Origin of the sequence: Gynuella sunshinyii YC6258 (assembly GCF_000940805.1) — a bacterium.
GTDB lineage: Bacteria > Pseudomonadota > Gammaproteobacteria > Pseudomonadales > Natronospirillaceae > Gynuella > Gynuella sunshinyii.
Genome location: NZ_CP007142.1, coordinates 3,116,864 through 3,137,419, shown reverse-complemented (window position 1 = coordinate 3,137,419; position 20,556 = coordinate 3,116,864). Strand labels below are relative to the sequence as shown.

3 protein-coding genes (2 of these 3 only partly in view) are annotated in these 20,556 nt (G+C 59.2%); all 3 read right to left on the bottom strand.

The genetic code is table 11. From position 1 onward, the window contains the following. Tightly spaced (each overlapping or abutting the next), the 3 genes in view from YC6258_RS29805 to YC6258_RS29800 form a layout consistent with a single transcriptional unit that may run on beyond the window. A protein-coding gene (locus tag YC6258_RS29805; protein WP_052830282.1) for an SDR family NAD(P)-dependent oxidoreductase crosses the window boundary here: on the bottom strand, positions 1-9,125 show its 5' portion. 3,652 nt of this gene lie to the left of the window's left edge; the window shows 9,125 of its 12,777 coding nt (coding positions 1-9,125); the start codon lies at positions 9,123-9,125; its stop codon lies beyond the left edge, outside the window. Next, complete coding sequence (locus YC6258_RS13665; RefSeq protein WP_044617473.1) at positions 9,118-10,260, bottom strand: MupA/Atu3671 family FMN-dependent luciferase-like monooxygenase; 1,143 nt, start codon at positions 10,258-10,260, stop codon at positions 9,118-9,120. The genes YC6258_RS29805 and YC6258_RS13665 overlap by 8 nt, the downstream gene beginning before the upstream one ends. Beyond that, positions 10,257-20,556, bottom strand: partial view of an SDR family NAD(P)-dependent oxidoreductase gene (locus YC6258_RS29800; protein WP_044617472.1) — the 3' portion only. 6,119 nt of this gene lie beyond the right edge of the window; only the last 10,300 of its 16,419 coding nucleotides appear in the window; its start codon lies off the right edge, out of view; its stop codon occupies positions 10,257-10,259. The genes YC6258_RS13665 and YC6258_RS29800 overlap by 4 nt, the downstream gene beginning before the upstream one ends.

Sequence of the window (20,556 nt, the reverse complement as noted above, 5' to 3'; positions counted from 1 at the left end):
GCGATGCTGCTGTGCTCCTGGTGCAGAGTCTTGAGCATGGCGACGCAGGCGCTCGACAGCGCCACGGGCCAGGACTCAGGCAACAGCAGCGAAACCCGCCGGCAGCGATCTTCAGCGATCAGCGTCTGTATGGCCTGAAACAGCGACAACAACAAGGCCTCGGCAGCGTCGTTCAAATCATCCGAAGCGGGCATCAGCAGAGGTTTGAGGGTCACCATCGGCAACCGGGCCTGTAACACAGGCATCGATTCGATCATTGGAGTCAGCAACCATTCGCGCTCCGGATCGGTGGCAGTCGTTGCCGGCGTATCGGCCAGCGGCTGCGGCTGCCAGTCCGCTGTGGCATAAAGACACTGATCTGCACCGGCGGCGATGGCGGTGTAGCCGGTCAACGTCAGCACTGGCTGGCCGCTTTCGGTTACGACTCTGATGTCATAACACTGCGACCTGCTGCCCTCTGCCAGATGGCGGCAGACATGCACCCATACCCGCTCTGGCAACGGCTGATGAATCAGCAGACTGTCAAGACTGAACGGTAATGGCGGTGGCAGCTGCGGACATTCCAGACAATGCAACAGATTGGCCGCCTGCAACACGCCGTTCATAAGACCGGGATGCCAGACATCACCAGCCATTGACGGATCACCATCATCCGGCCGTTGCAGGCAGGCCAGAGCTTCCGGCGCTCCCGGAGTCAACTGATAATCAAAGGATGTCAGGCTTTGCAGTCCAGGCCCCAGGTCCGCCTGCAACAGGGTCAGACCTTCAGCAGCCGACAGGGATAGATCGCAGCGTTGCTGAATCGCGGCAAGATCAATGGTTTCCGCATTGGCCGGTTCACCGAACCACAACTGGCCCTGGGCATGACAGATGTCACCGACATAGACGCAGTAATCGCTGAGTGCGGCGGATACGTCGGTCAGTTCCACAGCCACCGGCGTGCCGGGCTGAACCTGAGTCACCGGTTCACGCCAGACCACCCGGCCCAGGCCCCGCAGCGGACGACCACTGTCCTCCGCCATTTGCCGGGCCCACTCCAGCGACACCACGCCCGGAAGCAGTCCGCCGTGATCACGCAGGTAAAATTCGTCACCGTTCAGCACTGGTAACGGCGTATGGGTTTGCATGACGCGAATACTGAGGCCCGTCATACACAGCAGCCGCTGCCCGTCATCGTCACAGAGATCGATATCGACGGTATCCATCGACGCATCACTGTGCCTGCGACGCAGCCAGACCCACAGACTGTCCGGCAGCGGTGCCAGGATTTCCAGCCGGGTCAGAGCATAGGGAATACGCGGAGTCGGATCGGCGGCGGTGGCGGTCATCGCCAATGACAGCCCCAGTATCGCCTGAAATGCTCCGTCCATCAGGCTGGGATGCAACACCCAGGCGTCGCGTTGGTCGCGAACACAGGATGGCAGTGAAATCCGTGCCAGTACTTCATCGGTACTGGCATACATCTGCTGCAATGCCTGAAAGGCCGGGCCATAGTGAACCCCGGCAGCGCGGAATGCCGTATAGCACTGCTCCGCACTGAAGCTGCTGGCGGCCAGACTGTCACGCACCGCCGCCAGATCGATGGGAGGAACAGCGGCCGGTTCAGACTCATCGACCGGCAACCAGGACATTTCCCCCTGACTGTACAGTTGCGAATCATCCTCCTGATCACTGAACAGTTCGTAGTGGACCTGATCCGGCTGTTCCGTCAGAGCGATCTGCACATGCAGCGACTGCGAGGGCACCGTGACGGGGCTGAGCCAGACGACCTGACTGAACACCAGCGGCCGGAAGCCCTCTGCCACCGCGTCCGCATCACTCAGTGCAGCACGCGCCATTTCCAGCTGGCAGACCCCTGGCAATATGGCGTGACCGCCAAGCTGATGATCCGCCAGCATCCATTGGTGCACATTCAATTCTGTGCCGTAACGCTGCCCGGCAAAATCAGAGAGATTTTCATGCAGCAGCGGATGCAATGTGTTCACCGCCGACTGAGCACCGGTCTTCGGCAACGGAAAGCGTTCCCGTGCAAACGGATAGCCCGGCAGATGCATGCGCTGGATCTGCGTGCCGGCAAACAGCTGTGACCAGGGCAGCTGATAGCCCTGACAAAAGAGATCGGCCAGTGCCAGCAGGGTATCGCGATAGTCCTGTGGCGGCTGTTCCGGCAACTGATCCAGCCATTGCCCGGCCTGCCGGTAAATGACTTTCTGGCCACTGAATCCCGCTGCCACCATGCCCTGACACAGTTGGGGGTGAGTGCCCTGCTCGCGCCATGTCAACAACGCCGCCAATGCGTCCTCCGTTGCCATCGCGATCAACCCCAGCCGATGCTGGAACGCATGTCGTCCCAACAATAACGTGCAACTGATACGAGCCAGTTCCACTTCCGGCTGTTGCAGGACCGCAATCAGATCATCCACCCGCTGTTGCAGCGCCGCTTCGGTCTGCGCGCTTAACAGCAGCAGATAAGCCGGTCGGCGAATCACTCGCGAGGATAACTTCTGCGGATACGACTGCACCACCATGTGGGCATTGGTACCACTCATACCAAACGCACTGACGGCTCCGGTGCGTGGGTCTTCGGGCCGTTCCGGCCAGGCGCGGTTTTGGGTATTGACATAAAACGGACTGGTCGCCCAGTCGATGTAGTCGCTGCGGGTTTCACAATGCAGACTGGCGGGAATCTGTTCATGCCGGAAGGCCTGTACCAGACTGATCAGGCTGAGCAATCCGGATGCCGCAAAAGTATGGCCAAAATTGGATTTGGTTGAGGTCAGCGCACATTGGCCGAAGCGGGCGTCAGAATGCCGGAAGGCCTGATACAGGGCGTTGACTTCAACCGGGTCACCGAGCCGGGTGCCGGTGCCGTGGGTAACGATATATTCCACTGCCGCCGGCGCAATACCGGCTTGTTGCAGTGCCTGCTGTATCAGCTCTGCCTGGGCGGTACCACTGGGCGCGGTCATGCCATTGGTTTTGCCATCATAGTTCACCGCACTGCCGCGAATCACCGCATAAATGGCATCACCATCCGCCGCTGCCGTCGACAGGGGTTTGAGCACCAGCGCCGTCACCGCTTCTCCCGGCACCATGCCATTGGCGCGCTGATCAAATACATGACAGACGCCGTCGTCCGATAACATCTCCGACTGTCCCATGACCACCAGACCGGCCGGGGTCAGCATCAGATTGGCCGCCGCCGCAAGGGCCAGATCGCATTCACCGGCCCGTAAACTCAGACACGCCTGATGAGCAGCCACCAGACCCGAGGAACAGGCGGTATTGATCGCCATGACCGGGCCATTGAAATTCATGAAATACGCCAGCCGGGAGGCCAGAATGCCACCATGATTGGCGGTGATTTCAGCGCCTGCCAGCAGGCCGAAATCACCTTCCTCGACGCCGACAAACATACCGACCCGCTGCTGTTGCAGATGACCGGGGCCGATGGCGGCGTCTTCAAGGGCGTTCCAGGCTTCCTGCAACAGCAGGCGCTGACGCGGGTCCATGCCCTGTGCTTCACGCGGCGAGATTTCGAAAAACAGCGGATCAAATTCATCCACACCGGGAATAAAACCACCCCATTTACCGTTGCTGCGACGGCGGTCGGTTTTCGGATCACCGTAGTATTCACGCCAGTCAAAGCGGCTGTCGGGCACCTCGTCGACCACGCATTCCCCGGCCGCCAGAATCGCCCACAGCTCTTGAATATTACGGGCTCCGGGGAAGCGTCCGCTCATGCCGATAATGGCAATCGGTTCCGGTTCGCCGGTGTTGTGGTGGCGGACCACTGCCGGCGACAGATGCTGCTGCCGGGAGTCATCGGGTTTGGCACCATGGTTGGCAACTGAGGCGCTGGTAACTGCGGCATAACACTGTTGAACGGCATCTGCATGCTCACTGAGCAGATGATCCGTCAGCGCCCGCAGGGTAAAACAGCTGAAGAACAAGGCCGGCGAAACCGCCACCCCAAAATGCGCTTGCAGGTGCGTTGCCAGATCCGCCAGCCGCAGAGAGTCGTATCCAAAATCATCCAGACTGCTGTCGAGCCTGAGTCGTTGCGTCGGAATCTTGAGCTGCCGGCTGACCAGCTGTTGCAGATCCCAATGCACTTTCTGCTCCAGACTCAGCCCCAGCAGTTCCGGCCGCGCATCCAACGTGATATCAGGACCGGCCGGTGCTTTCGGGATCTGCACCGGAGCCAATCCCAGCATCCGCTCCATCGCGTCTGCGCGGCCGATCAAGGGCAGAAACTGAGTGGCCGGCTGGGCCAGAAACTCACTGAACAGTGCCACCCCTTGAGCCTGTAACAACGCTTGCTGACCGCTACTGTTGAGGTAGAAACGGGTCTGTTGATCGACCTGACCGTGCTCGTCTGCCCACACCGGCCAGTTGACGACCATCGCCTTGCCCTGCCGCCGGCCCTGACTCCGCAGCTGATTGCGATAGCGGATGTAAGCCATTTCAAAGCGGTTACCAAGGGCATAACTGCCACTGCCGGCGTCGCCGAGCACCGCTGCGTTGGAGGAAAAACAGGCAAAGAAGTCGAGCGGCTGATCCGCCAGCAGTTCGTCCAGCCATTGTGTGCCGGATACTTTGGCGGCAAGCATGGCCTGCCAGTCCTCTACGGTCTGCTGAAACAGGGTTTGTCGGGTTTTCTGCCCGGCCGCGTGAATCACGCCGTCGAGCTGCAATTCGGTTAATGCCGCAGCCATTGACTCGCGATCACTCATATCCATGTGCAGCACCTGCACCTGGGCGCCAAGCTGTCGTAGCTCAACAATTGCGCTGTTGGCAGCATCATCCAGTAATGTACGGGTCGTCAGCCATAACTCAGCCTGAACATGACGGGCCAGATAGCGGGCAAAACATAACCCCAGGCGACCCAGCCCACCGGTGATCAGATAACGCCCCCGATGTTTGAATACCACCGGATTGATGACCGCATCGGCTGCCACCAGAGACAACGGCTGGATGACCGGCCGCTGCCACTGTTCCTGAATCAACAGCGCGCTACAGGGTTGTGGCGCATGTAATAACGGCCACAGCCTCGACAGATTGGTCGTTGCCCTGCCTTGCAGGCCAATGATCGAAACCGGCGTCTGTGGCCAGACCGAAGCCAGTGAGGGTGTCAATGCCATCAAGGCATCGACATGGCAGCGCCCCGGCTCATCATCAAACGGCACCGGAATCATCAGCCGTGCCACCGCAAGCTTCGATGCCTTGAGCGCCTGTAGCAGCGCCAGCACACCAACCTGCTGATAGTCAGCCATATCGGCATGATCGGCCCAGAGGCGGAAATCCATGACAGCGTCGACGGTGTCGGTCTCCAGACCGGCAAATGCGTCGGTCAGCAGCCGGTGCTGATCCGCGAATGCACCGGGCGCGAGGGCAATACATTCAATGACCGGCGCTTCTTCGGTATCACTGGCCAGAAACTGCTGCAACGATGCCGTGATCTGATCCTGATCATTCATCCCGGTCGGGACACACAGCACCACGGTCCGAAGCGGAGAACGGGAGATCTGCGGCTCAAACGTCTGCCATTGCTCTTCAAACACTCTGGTGGCCATGGTCGGGGTTTCAGCACTGCCATTGTCCGCAGTGGCATCCGCCATCACCGGCTGACCGGCGCTTGCCAGCCAGTAGGGTTGCAGATCAAACCCATAGGTTGGCAGATGCAGACGTTGCGCCGGCTGCGCATACAGCCGGGACCAGTCCACCCGGACGCCACTGATCCAGCATTGCAGCAGCTGCCGACAGCGCTCGTGATCGAGCTGATGCGCCGCCACACGGTACAAATCGTCCCGGTCATCGGAAACGCCAATGGCATCGATTGAGAAAAAATACCGATCATCGGCGTTCCGGCGGTTTATGAAGGCCGTTAATTGCTGCCGCAGCGTGGTGACGGAATCGGCAATCAATCCCAGCCGCACCGGCATCGCCTGCCTGCCAACCTGAAGGGTATAGGCCAGATCGGTCAGATCGGTATCCTGCAGTGGTGTCGCCAGTAATCTGGCCGCCATACGGCGCAGACTGGTTTCCGTTTGCGCAGACAGGATGACCGGATAAGCCGGGGCCTGCTGAATTTGTGGCCGCTTCGCAGTCTGAGGCGCTGCCGCCAGTACCGCATGAGCATTGGTGCCGGTGTGCCCAAACGCACTGACCGCCGCCAGTGGCCATTGCGGATTCCAGTCCTGCAGGCGGGTATTGAGGTAAAACGGACTGTGGTCGAAATCGATGTCGGCATTGGCCTGCGAGTAGTTCAGTGCCGGTGGAATCTGCTGATGTTTCAGCGCCAGCGCGGCAGTGATCAGATTGATGATGCCGGAAGCCGCCTGGGTATGGCCGATGTTGCATTTGGGTGATGTCAGCGCGCATTGATGCGTCACCGCACCCGCCTGCTGAAACGCATCGATCAGGGCATTGGCCTCAACCGGATCGCCCAGTTCGGTACCGGTACCGTGGGCCACCACATAGCCAATCCCGCCAGCAGACACGCCAGCCTGCTGATAAACCTGTTGATACAGTTCCTGCTGTCGGCGGCCATTGGGCGCGGTCAGGCCGTTGGTCTTGCCGTCATAATTAATGCCGGACCCTTTGATGACTGCGTAAATCGAATCACCGTCGGCCTGAGCCTGAGACAGCCGTTTCAACAGCACGATCCCGGCGCCCTCCCCAAGCACCATGCCATTGGCGCGGTGATCAAAGGCATAACAGGTGTAATCGGACGATAGCATGCTGCCCATGGATGCCAGCGCCGCAAAGGTGCGTTGTGGCTGACAGATCAGATGACAGCCGCCGACCAGAGCCTGTTCACTCTCACCCTGGAGCATACTCTGGCAGGCATAGTGCAGTGCTACCAAAGCCGAAGAACAGGCGGTGCTGATGGCCATCAGCGGCCCCTTGGTATCCAGAAAATACCCCAGTCGCGCCGGTGCCGTGCCGCTGTGTACCGAGGTGATGGAACTGCTGGCATCCACCGGATAATCGGATTCATCGAGACCGAGAAAGATGCCATGCCGGGCATCTCGCCATTCGTCGGCGTTGTAGCCGGCATCCTCTATGGCTTCCCATGCCAGCATCAACAACAGCCGCTGACGCGGGTCCATGGCTTCGGCTTCCTGCGGTGAAATCTTGAAAAACAGCGGATCAAAACCACGGATATCAGCCAGGAATGCACCCTGGACCGATCCATCCATGGCCATCTCCATGCGGGTTGGCGGAATCGGCGCAATCGTGCTGCGTCCTTCACGCAACAGCTCCCAATAATCCTCGACACAGTCAGCACCCGCGAGCCGCAGACTCATGCCGATAATGGCAATGTCATCCTGTTGTGGCAGTGCCGGAGACAGCTTTATGACTGTCTCCGCCCGCGCCTGTTGCGCGGCCACGAATTCAGCCATCGCCTGCGGAGTGGCATGACTGAAAATATCGGACTGGCGTACCCGGACCTTAAAGGTCTCTGCCAGTCGGGTCACAAAAGCCGCGACCGAGACAGAATCCAGGCCCAATTCAGAAAACGGCTGCTGCACCAGGGCAGGTTGCGCCGGGTCCAGTCCCAGCCACTGCTGAATCTGCTGCAAGACTGCTTCAGGGGAAGCGTTCGCAGACGCGATCCCGGCCACTGCGGGCACTGAAAACCAGCACGGCACAGCGTTCTTCAAGGGGTCGCGACAGATATCCGCGGCTGTCGGCAATGCTTTGCGATGCTCCGGCGGGGCATCCTGTAACAGCACATGCACGTTGTTGCCGCTCGATCCAAAGGAATGCAGCGCCGCCAGTCGTGGAGTGCGGGATTCCGGCCAGTTTTCCGCCTCAGTCAGCAGCCGGCACGGCACATCATCCTGACGACAATATTCATTGGCTTCGGTAAAGCCGGCCAGGGGTTGAATGCGGTTGTGCCGGAACGCATGAATGATTTTCAGCAACGCCCCCAGAGCCGAGGCGGAATGCATATGACCGATCACCGGTTTGAGACTGCTGATACGGCAGAAACCTGGCTCGAATGACCGCCCCTGCTCGTCACACAGGCGGCTCAGAGCACGGTTGAACGCAGACCATTCAGCCATATCCGCCACCGGCAGTCCCATGCCCTGGGCTTCAATGTAACCCAATTGACGGGGATCGATACCGGCACTGCGATAACAGTGCTGAATCAGCTCAGCGTGGGCGTCCACATTGGGTGACGCCATCGATACCCCACCCTGGCCATTAAAGTTCTCAACACACTGGCGCACTCCGGCGTACCAGCCACGCCCCGATTGCTGCACTCCTTGCGCCCGTTCCAACAGTATGGTGCCGACGCCTTCGGAGCGAATAAAACCATCGCCACTTTGACCAAACGAATGAACCGTGGCCTGACGACTCAGTTGCCCGGCGGCGGCAAGGGCCTGAAACGGTTGCGGCAACAGCATGATATTGGCAGCCCCGACCAGTGCCCGGTCGATCTGTCCGGCCCGTAACATGTCCACCGCCCGACGCAGGGCCACGGCAAATCCGGCACAGGTGGCATTGATCAACTCACTGGGTCCGGAGAAATCGAACTGATAGGAGATCCGGTTGGCCAGCATGCTGTCGGCCTGTCCCAGCCCAAGGCCGGGGACATATCCCTGTTGATGCATCAGCTGGCCGTATTCATTGCCTTCCGCGCCGATGAAAACCCCGGTACGGCTTTGTTTCAGGCTGGCGGGCTCCAGCCCGGCATCACGCAGTGTCTGCCAGGCCGAGATCAGCAACAGCCGCTGGCGTGGGTCCATTTCTTCGGCTTCCAGCGGCAGGAGCTTAAAAAAGTCCGGATCAAACCGGCTGATCTGCGGAATAAAACCACCCCATTCGATGACCGGCTGTCCTGTTGTCTGCAATCCTGTGGTCTGCAACGCCTGATACAGCTCTGGCCGGCTGGTTTTCAGCTCAGCAATGAGCGGCTGATTCTGCTCCAGCGCCTGCCAGAATCCGGCGACATCCATGCACCCGGGGAAAAACCCCGAGACACCGGTGATAACCACATCTGCCGGGTGGGCAGTGGAATCGGAACCGGAAGTGGAGGGAGCCTCTGCGGCAATGGATTTGCTGGCCCACTGACGAATCAGCGCAAGACTGGAAGAATGATGTTCAGACAAGGGTCGTACTCCTGGGTGCAGCGGTATGACAGTGGTTTACCAATGGGATCAGGTGAGGAAAGGTTTCTCTGACAGCGGCGTAATCAACGCCAAAATCCTGCAACAGCACAACATCGTTCACACCGGCCCGGATGACACGATCAATCTGCGCCCGCGCCTGCGCCGGTGAGCCAAACACACCGGCCTGCTGGAAATAGCGGGTATAGGCGTACTCTGCGGTTTTATCGATGCCATCCCGGTCCAGCGCCAGATGTCCGGCCCGTACCTGGGAGCTGACATTGCTGCGGATATAGTCGAGCAGCGGTGCTCTGACCACCTGATGGACCCAGTCGAGATCCGGGTGAACGAAGGCATGCTGTAACAGCGAAACGATACCGTCCTGCGGCACCAGACCGGCATCACTGCGGGCCTGGCGATACAGGGTTATCTGGCGTTGCAGGCTGTCCAGATCACCATTCATCAGCATGGTGAACACGTTATAACCGTGAGCACCGGCGTATTTGAAACCTGCTTCAGAGGTGGTGGTGTACCAGATATTGAGTTCCGGCTGCAGCGGTCGCGGATATACCCGGGTCTCAAAGGTCTCGCCATGCGGGCCTTTAAATGCCACCTGACCACCACGCCACAGGGTCTGAATCACCGGAATGCGTTCATTGCGCAGGCGGCTGCGGTCTTCCCAGGTATCGGGCGAGAGAATGAAATCGGCCTTGTTCCAGCCACTGCCGAATCCCAGATCAACCCGGCCACCGGAGAGCACATCCACCATGGCCCAGTCTTCCACAATCGCGGCCGGATGATGCAAGGTGTTGGTGACCGCCGCCGAACGCAGCCGGATATTCCGGGTCAGAGGCGCAAAATAAGCCGCCATCAGGGCGTTGTTGGCGAAAATAGAGCCAAATTCAGCAAAATGCCGCTCCGGAAAATAGACCGCCTCAAAGCCGTTCTGATCGGCAAACTCCACCAGTTCACGCACAAAGGCATATTTCTGTTGATCGGAAATATCCTTGCGCACATCGGAAAAAAACACATAACTGAGCGTGGCTGTCTGTGCCGGTTCCGGTGCGGCTTCGTGTACGGATGGCACCGGCTGACCCTCTGCAAACAGCGCCGCTATGGCCTGATTGACTGAACTCATAATGCGGCTTCACTCATGCGGGTGGCTTCAGCCAGTCTGCCGGCAAACTGATTCAGCGTCGGATATTCAATCAACCAGCCAGGTTTCACACTGATGTTCAGCGCCCGCTCCAAAGTGGTTGCCAGCTGCATGGCCACAATGGAATCCATGCCATAGATCGATAAGGGCTGATCCCAGTCCAGTTCGGCAGCGGATAATTTCAGTACTTTCTGCGCCGCCTGCTGCAAAGTAGCCGTCAGATCAGCCGGTACCGGTGCAGACGACGTTTCCGCAATGTTTTGACGGGATTGAATCAAGCTCAGAATGCGCTGCTGCTGCGATTCACTGAGGGCATCATCGGCCAGTTCATTGAGATAAGCCGCAAACCGCGACTGATCCCATTCACCAGCGCTGAACGCCTGAATCGCGGCGTCGATATCCATGGCAGAAAAAGGGGTTGCAACCGGGGTGTCCCAACCAATGACGGTGCGCGCTTTGAGCGGATCGGACACCGGCAGCAAGGCCAGTACGCAATGCGGACTTTGCAGGCTGAAGACCATCGCCTGTAAGGCAGACTCAGCGTCAATACTGTCGATACCGCGCCGCTTCAGCTGATGCAGCCGGTCTGTCAGTTGCGCGTCAGACACAGCGCCATCCACGGCCCATTGCCCCCAGCAGAGGGAACGGCTGAGACCATGACGCTGGCCCTTGGCCACCCGTTCATGACGATGAAGCGCCAAGGCATTCTGAAACGCGCAGGCAAAGGCATAATCCGCCGATCCGGCCAGCCCGAAAGCTGCCAGCGAGGAATACATCAGAAAGAAGTCCAGCGGCTGATTGGCGGTGACCGCATCAATGTTCAGGCTGCCGGTCACTTTGGCGGCGATGACCTCATGGAACGTTTGCAGGGATTTTTCGGTGATCGGACCATTACAGACCTGCCGCGCCAGATGAATCACGCCCTGCAGGAAAATGCCTTCCTGGTGCAGTTTATCCATCACCCGCTGCAAGGCCTCACGGTCAAGAATATCCACACTGCGGTACAACACCCGCGCACCACTGGCACGGATACGTTGCAGCACTGGTTCCACCTCTGCTTCCGAACGCCGCGACAGAATCACCAGTCGGGCCTGATAATGCCGCCCCAACGCCAGACACAGCTGCTCCCCGGTATCACCGAGCGCGCCCACCATCAGATAGGTGGCTCCAGTGCGAAAATGACCGCTGGAGGCGGGATCCGGCAGTGGTGGCGCAGTCAGTTCCTGCAGCTGTAAGCGTTGCCGTTGTGAGCCCTGATACTTCACCACCGGAATCCGGGCCACGGGCCAGCTATCGGTATCATCGCCGAGCCATTCCTGAATCAACTGCAATGCCAGGGCGGGTTCAAGTACCTGGTGAGCAGGAGTGGCGATCAGTCGATATCGATGTCCGGTGCTTTCCAGTGTGGCGCTGCGGAACAGCCCGGACAGGGCATCCCGGTACAGCTCGTTTTCACCTGAAACACAGCCATAGAAGCGGACAGTACGCTTTCTCGCGACGGTCATGATCGTACTCACGGCACAGAACATCCAATCGCTCAGAGCCATATCCTGCGCCGCAGTCAGGCAAAACACGGTTAACGGCGCATCATCAGCACTGATTGCATCCGCCAGAGTGGAGATCCCGGCATGACCAACCTGCCAGGACAAATAACTGTCACCGGCGGCATCCGCCAGCTGTTTCAACGCCTGCTGCATCGGCTGAACATCGCCGGGCTGGTCGCTGACGATCAGAATCTGATGGTTCTGGCGAGCCCTGACCCGCGACAGCCAGCTGTCCGTGGCAATGTTGAGTGCTTCCGGCTGCCAATGCTCTTCAGCTACCAGCCATTCACTGGATGCTGACGGCTGCGCACCGGCAACGGGTACCGATACAGCTTCCGGTGCCAGCGCCTGACGGTCGATCCAGCGTGGCGAACTGACCCAGCAGCGCCGGCGTTCAAACGGATAACCCGGCAGCGACAGCCGCTTTGGTGGCCGCTCATCGTACAGACTGCGCCAGTTGATGGCAGCGCCCTGCACCCACAGGTTCAGCAGCCGGTCATAGCGGCGCTGCTGCATCCAGCGGGCAATCGTGGCGGCATCGCTGTTGTCGTCGAGCAGGCTGTTCTGCTGTGAAACCTGGCCACGATAGCAGCTCGCCTGACGGCCTCCTTGCTCAAGATAACTGTTCAGACTCTGTAACAGTTCCCCGACTGAATCGACGATCCAGCCCGCCCGCTCGGCCATGGCCTCACGACCGAGTTGTAAGGTGTACGCCAGCGCTTCAAGATTTGTTTGCGGATGTGCCTGTAAATACTGCTGCAGCTGTTGAACCACCTGTCGCAGGCGGTCTTCGGTGCGCGCTGACAACACAATCGCCCGAGGCTCATGGGGATCCGCCGCCGGCGCAATCGCTGGTTCGATGTATTCCTCCAGTACCAGATGGGCATTGGTACCACTGAACCCAAAGGCACTGACGGCTGCCCGGCGCGGCTGGCCGGCCGGCGACACCCAGTCCTTGACTTCGGTGTTGACATAAAAAGGTGACTGTCCAAGGTCGAAGTTTCGATTTGGAGTGTTGAAATTCAGACTTGGCACCAGGGTTTTGTGCTGCATGGCCAGCAGAACCTTGTGCACCGAAGCCACCCCGGCCGCAGCAGAACTGTGGCCGATGTTGGTTTTAACGGAGCCGATGGCGCAGCTTTGCGGCTGCACGCCGGCCTCACCGTAAACCCTGGACAGCGCCCGCAGCTCGATGGGATCTCCCAAACGAGTGCCGGTACCATGGGCTTCGATATAGCTGATACTGCGCGGATCAATACCGCAACGCTGATACACGTCCTGGTGCAACTCGACCTGACTGTTCATGCTTGGCGCGGTAATGCCATTGGTGCGTCCATCCTGATTGATACCGGAACCGACGATCAGACCGTAAATATGATCGTTATCGCGCTCGGCATCCTGCAAGCGCTTGAGCACCAGCACCCCGACACCTTCACCCGGTACAAAGCCATCGGCCTGATCATCAAAGGTTTTGCACTGCCCGGCCACGGACAACATCCCGGCCTGACACATGGCGACATAGGTCTGTGAGGCAAGATACAGGCTGACACCACCGCTGAGGGCAAGGTCTGTCTCACCGTTATTCAGCGCCTGACAGGCCAGATGGGTGGCCACCAGCGACGATGAGCAGGCGGTATCCAGGGCAATGGCCGGGCCTTTGAGATTAAGGAAATACGGTACCCGGGCAGCGCCGATGGAAAAGCTGTTGCCGGTATTCGAGCGTGACGCCACAAACGCATATTCGTAACTCATGATGCCCATGTAGACACCGCATTTCTGCTGGCTCAGGGCTTCCGGGCTATAGCCGGCGTCTTCAAACGCGCGGTAACTTTCCTGCAGAAACAGGCGGTGCTGGGGATCGATGTTTTCCGCTTCGCCCGGAGAAATCATAAAAAACAACGGATCGAAACAGTCGATATCGTCCAAAGCGCCGAGCCACTTGCAGTTGATCCGGCCTTCCTCGGTGGTATCAGGATCATACAGAGCATCTGCGTCCCAGCGTTCACGCGGAACTTCGCGCACCGAATTTCGACCATTGCGGAGGTTGTCCCAATAGTCACTCAGCTGCCCGGCATCGGGATAACGACCGGACATGCCGATAATGGCGATGGCTCCGAACCGACTCGGCTGGCGCTCAGACACCGCTGCACCTTGAGTCGCGATTGCAGGTTTGGCGGCAGGTGCCGGCCGGCTATCTCTCACAACCGGTGCGATGGCTTCGGCAGGTGGCTTGGCCTGCTCAGGTGTCCGGGTGATCGACGCCATATGGCCGGCCAGTTGGCCAACCAGCCACGCGGCGAAAGCACGCAGGTTGGGATAATCGTAGACCTGGGTCGATGGCATGTGCAGGCCGAAGGTTTTGTTCAGGGTATTCACCCATTCCACCCCGACGATGGAATCCAGCCCCAGTTCCACAAACGACTGGTCCCGGTTCACCTGTTGCGGCTGCATGTACAGCACTTCGGCCAGGGTATTCACCAGAGTCTGCTCGATGGCACTTTGATCCGCGCGGTTCTGTGCCGGCGGCGTAACGGCCTGAGTGGCTGTCGCAGTTGTGGCCGTGGCTGCAACCGCCGCTTGAGACACTGACGCAGTCTTGTTCACAGTACCAAGCTCGGTGGTCAACCAGGCGGCAAAGGCCCGCAGGTTCGGGTAGTCGTAGACCTGGGTCGATGGCATGTGCAGGCCGAAGGTTTTGTTCAGGGTATTCACCCACTCCACCCCGACGATGGAATCCAGCCCGAGTTCCACAAACGACTGTTCCCGGTTCACCTGTTGCGGCTGCATGTACAGCACCTCGGCCAGGGTATTTACCAGGGTCTGCTCGATGGCACTTTGATCCGCGCGGTTCTGTGCCGGCGGCGTGATGGTCCGGGTGACCGCTGCCGTCGTGGTGACTGATGCCGCCACAGCCGCAACTGAGGCCGTAGCAACAGGCGCTGGCTTCTCCCCCGTGGCCAGCTCGGCCGTGAGCCAATTGGCAAAGGCACGCAGGTTCGGGTAGTCGTAGACCTGAGTCGACGGCATGCTCAGGCCGAAAGCTTTGTTCAGCATGTTCACCCACTCCACCCCGACGATGGAATCCAGCCCGAGTTCCACAAACGACTGCTCCCGGTTCACCTGTTGCGGTTGCATGTACAGCACTTCGGACAGGGTAGTCACCAGGGTCTGCTCGATGGCATGTGAGTCAACATGGGTTTGTACCGGCGGGCTGACGGCCCGAGCAGCTGTCGCAGTTGTGGCCGCCGTGACGGTGGCTGTAACCGCCGCCTGAGGTGCTGGCGTGGTCGGCTTCACAGCGCCAAGCTCGGTGGTCAACCAGGCGGCAAAGGCTCGCAGGTTCGGGTAGTCGTAGACCTGAGTCGACGGCATGTGCAGGCCAAAGGTTTTGTTCAGGGTATTCACCCACTCCACCCCGACGATGGAATCCAGCCCCAGTTCCACAAAGGACTGTTCCAGGCTCACCTGCTCCGGTGGCATGTACAGTACCTCCGCCAGGGTATTCACCAGAGTCGGCAATATGCCCAGCCCAGGGACTGTTGTGGCACTGGCCTGATCCGGCAGTGATTGACGGGGGCGCGGGTTTTCGGCTTGCGGCAAAGGCGTGGAAATCGCGCTATTCACGCTCAATGGTTGCAGTTTCAGTTTGACGGGTTTGGCGGATTGATCGCCAAACCGGGAGATTCGGGCAGTGTCGTCAGGAGTGGTCATACTGGTTTTCCGTGAAGCTTGATGGCTGGGTGTTACCGTAGTTGTCGATGGTGCAGCGACAGGAATTGTTGAATGCAAGGGTGAAGTGTTCGGCTGCGAGTGCGTTTGAGCTGATAGCCAGAAGGTCTCGCCGACGAAGGGATAAACCGGCACCGCAGTTATCCGTGGCCGACCGTTCAGATACAGCGCATCCCAGTCAACCAGGGCTCCCTGTACCCAGCTTTGCAGCAATGACGAATAATCATCGGTGGTCAACTCTGCCACTGGCTGCTCGGTTTCCCGGTTGACCCGGCCGCGATACAGCGGTTGCGAGTGACCCGCCAGCCAGTCCGTGAGCATCCGCGCGCAGTCCGCTGGAGTATCTGCCATAAACGCCAGCCGCTCATCCATGGCATCACGGCCGACCTGCAGGGTGTAAGCAATATTGTGCAGATCGTCGTGACTGCATTCCTGCAAGGTGACTGACAAACGTCTGGCATAAGCCGTCAGGCGTTCTTCGGTTCTGGCAGACAATACAATCATCACCGGTACCGTGACCGTTTGCTGCGGCGGTGTTGGCAGTGCCGGTTGGTACTCTGAAACAATCAGATGGGCATTGGCGCCGCCGGCGCCAAACGATGACAGCGCCGCCGTGCGCGGATATTCCTGCGGCTGTCCGTCAACGTTCAGGGTCACCCGCGACCACGGCAGGCACTGCTGCGGCACAAAGAACGGTGTCCGGGTGAAATCGATATTCCGATTCAAGGTGCTTGAATGCAGACTCGGCGCAATCTGCTGATGACGCAGCTGCAACAGGATTTTGGTCAACCCGAGGATGCCGGCTGCTGCTTCCAGGTGGCCGAGATTGGACTTCACCGACGCCAGTGCGCAGTAGCCGCTGTCCTGGGTGTGCTGACGATAGGCCTGAGTCAGCCCGGTCACTTCGATGGGATCGCCGAGCGCCGTCCCGGTGCCATGGGCTTCCACGTAGTTGATCATCCGTGCCGACAGCCCCGCCTGCGCCAGCGTCCGCTGAATCAGAGCCCCCTGAGCCACCGGATTGGGAACGGTATAGCCATTGGTTTTACCGCCATGATTGACCGCGCTGGCGCGGATCACCCCGTAGATGCGGTCCTGATCCGCTTCGGCCTGCGTCAGTGGTTTCAATAACACCGCACCAACGCCCTCACCGGGCACATAACCATCGCCGCCATCCCCGAAACTGCGGCATTTGCCATCCTTCGACAGCATTTTAAGCACCGACAGCTCGATAAAGTTATTGGCGTGCAGATAGAGATTCACACCACCGGCCAACGCCATTTTGCAGTCGCCGCGACGCAGTCGTTCACAGGCTTCATGAATCGCCGTCAACGACGAAGAGCACATGGTGTCTATCGGCATGCTCGGTCCATGCAGGTTCAACTGATAGGACACCCGGTTGGCCACCGACGCAAACGAAGTATTGGGATACAGTTGTTTTTTATGCTGCCGCCAGGCTTCTCCATACAGGTCGTAACCGGTCTTGGTAATGCCGACAAACACACCGATCTGATTGTCGACGGTGGCGGCCCGGCGTTCACGGCCATAGCCGGCGTCTTCAAAGGTTTCCCAGGCACATTGCAGGAACAGCCGTTCCTGCGGGTCCATGCACATGGCTTCCCGTGGGGAAATCTGAAAGAACGCGGCATCAAACCCGGCAAAATCTGCCAGGAAGCTACCCCATTTGCCGTAACTCCGGCCTTCGGCGACGGCGGTTTGAGCATCAGGTTCAAAGAAGCCGGTCAGCGACCAGCGCTCTGGAGGAATCTCAGTGATACAGTCACGGCCTTCCTTCAGCAGCTGCCAGAGATCCTGTAGCTGATCGGCCTGCGGGTAATGCCCGGCCAGACCGATAATGGCGATGTCGCCAGTCTGTTGTACGGCCGTCATTGCGGGTGCCGGTATGGGGGCCGGTTTACGGGCTACCGGCGCGGTGGTGAGCCCGGTCCATTGATGACACTGCTGTGGATAGACCTCAATGAGATAATCCGCCAGCTCACTGAGGGTCTGGTATTCGTACAGCAGTGTTTTGGATATATCGCCAAACACGCTGGCAAACTCGTTGTTCAAATCCATGATCACAATGGAATCGACACCGTAACGTTCCAACGGCTCCTGCGAGGAGATGCGCTCAACAGACAGCTTAAGGCTGGCACCCAGCAGGCGCTTCAGCGCCATGACTGTTTGTTCCCGCAAATCGGCGGTCTGTTCCCGCAAGTCAGCACCGGCAGGGACCGGCACAGAGAAAGTTGTCTCCGTGGATTCACTCCGGCCGGCCAGCTGGCTGCGAATACGCGCAAGATCACCGGTTACCACGCAGACATGGGCACAGTCACTGGCCAGCACCTGGTAGAACGCCTGTATACCGACGGCTGTCGGCATGGCCTGCATGCCGGTTCGTGCGGCCATGGCTGTCTGAGTGACACCGTCTACCTGCATCCCTCCACGCTGCCACAACGGCCAGTCAATGGCGACGGTCAATCCCTGACGCTGACCCAGGGCGACCTGCTGCTGACGATCAGCGGCGAAGCTGTCCATAAAGCCGTTGGCGGCGGCGTAATCCGCCTGACCGGGGTTACCGGCCACGGCGCTGCCGGAGGAAAACAGCACAAAGAAATCCAGTGCTCTATTACCCTGTACGGCATCCAGATGCACGGTCCCGGCAACCTTGGCCGCCAGAACCTGATCGATTTCAGCGGTGGGCTTGGTGAGGATGTAGTTATCCCGATGTACACCGGCACTGTGCAGAATGCCATTGAGATCGCCATGACGCTGACGGATATCACTGAACAGACGTTCAACGGCCTCACGCCGGCTGATATCCAGCGGGTGATACTCCAACTCAGCGCCCAGCTGACGCAGTCTGTCGAGTTGCCGGCGAGCCTGATCATCGAGTTCGGAACGCCCGATCAGGATCAGTGCTGGTCGATTGACCCGGCGACAGATTTCTTCGGCAAAGATCATCCCCAGACCACCGACACCCCCGGTAATCAGGTAAACACCGCGATGTTTCCACGGCATTGGCGCTATGGCAGAGGGCTGCCATTCATCCCACGCAGCGACCTGCCGGCGGACAGATTGTTCATCAAGGCGACCATAACGGATCAGATCATCGGCCGGTGTCCGGGCGTTTTCCAACGCCAGCTGCGGTAGAGACAGAGTGCTTTCATGGCCGCACAGATCAATCAGCTGCGGGACAAGCAAGGGGTTTTCCAGCCGTGCGGTTTTGAGCAGACCGGACAGTCCACGCGCCCAGGTCTGATGATCCGCAGATGAGATGAACACCTGTAGCAGCCGCTGGCTTTTGGGGCGCGTCAGCAACCACTGGCGGATATCCTCGAACAGCTGCACCGTCAAGTCCCGGTAGCGCTGATCAATCGCCTGACCGGCACTGGTTTCGATTACCTCAATATCCGCGCCGGGCAACGACTGTTGCAGTGCGGCACGCTGATCCACGACCACATCGCACAGCAGAATCCGGTGATCGGTCAACGCGGCCGGGGTAACTGTTGCTGCCGCCTTGTTCTGCCAACAGCGACCGGCAATCAACAACTCCACCGGAGCCCCGGCCGGCGCAGATACGGCCTGGGTCGGTACCGAAGGCAACGTTGAACGGTTGTCACAAAAGGCCTGATCCTGCCAATAATGTTCTTTGGCAAACGGATAGGTTGGCAGTCCCAGTCGCAGCATGGTGCGGCCCTGATACGCCGGCGACCAATCGATATCGGCCCCCTGGCACCAGGCATCGGCAACCCGATCCAGACGGCCCTGTTGCAGACAGGCGGATAACTGCCCGGCATTGACATTGTCAGCGGTTGCCGCCGCTTGTCCGCTCGCCGGCTGATCCAGCCACTGTTGCAGTTGCGTGATCAGCTGCTCCCGGCTTTCGACCACAAACGCGGCTCTGGTACGCATGGCTTCACGGCCAAGCTGTAAGGTGTAAGCCAGATTGGGCAGGGAGATCGTCGCACCGTCAGTTCGCGCATCATCAGTTCGCAGCCAGTGCAGCAGTTGTTGGACCTGCTCACGCAGACGATCCGGATCCACCGCCGATAACGGCACCAGCACCGGAGTCGCAAGGTCGGTTACCTGCCGCTGGTCCTGATACTCCTGAATCACCATGTGCACATTGGTGCCACTGTGACCAAAGGAGCTGAGTGCAGCCATCAAGGGCTGATCGTCCTGGGACAGCCATGGCCGGGACTCGGTATGGAGATAAAACGCCGACGGCTCCAGTTCTATCTGCGGGTTCAGACGCTGGAAGTTCATCAGCCCCGGTAACTGCCGGTGATGCAAAGACAGCAACACTTTGATCAGCCCGATCACCCCGGCGCTGGCGGCCGTATGACCGATCATGGTCTTGCCGCTGCCGAGGGCGCAAAAATGCTGTTTGTCAGTAAACTGCCGGAATGCGCGGGTCAGCGCATTCACTTCAATCGGATCACCGAGCCGGGTGCCGGTACCATGGGTTTCCACAAAACTGATCCGTTCAGGATCAATACCGTAACGCCGGTAGACATCAACGATCAGCTGTTCCTGTGCCTCACCGCTGGGCGCGGTAATGCCGTTGCTGGCGCCATCCTGATTCATACCGGAGGCGGTAATGACACCATAAATATGGTCGCCAGCGCGCTCCGCATCCGCCAGACGCCGCAGCACCACCATGCCAACCCCTTCGGACATGACCATGCCATCGGCACGGTCGTCGAAGCTGCTGCACACGCCGGAATACGACAGCATTTCAGTCTGCGACAAGGTCACCAGAATCGATTTGCGAATGGCCGCAAACACCCCGCCGGCCAGCGCCATATCACTCTCACCATGGCGCAGGTTTTCACAGGCCAGATGCAATGCCACAGCCGACGATGAACAGCCGGTATTGACCACCAGGGTCGGACCGCGCAGGTTCAAAAAATAGGACAGTCGCGAGGCAATGATTGCCTCCGAAGAACCGGTGAAGGTTTCGTGGATATAGCCGTTCGGTTCTGAACCGACAAACACCGAA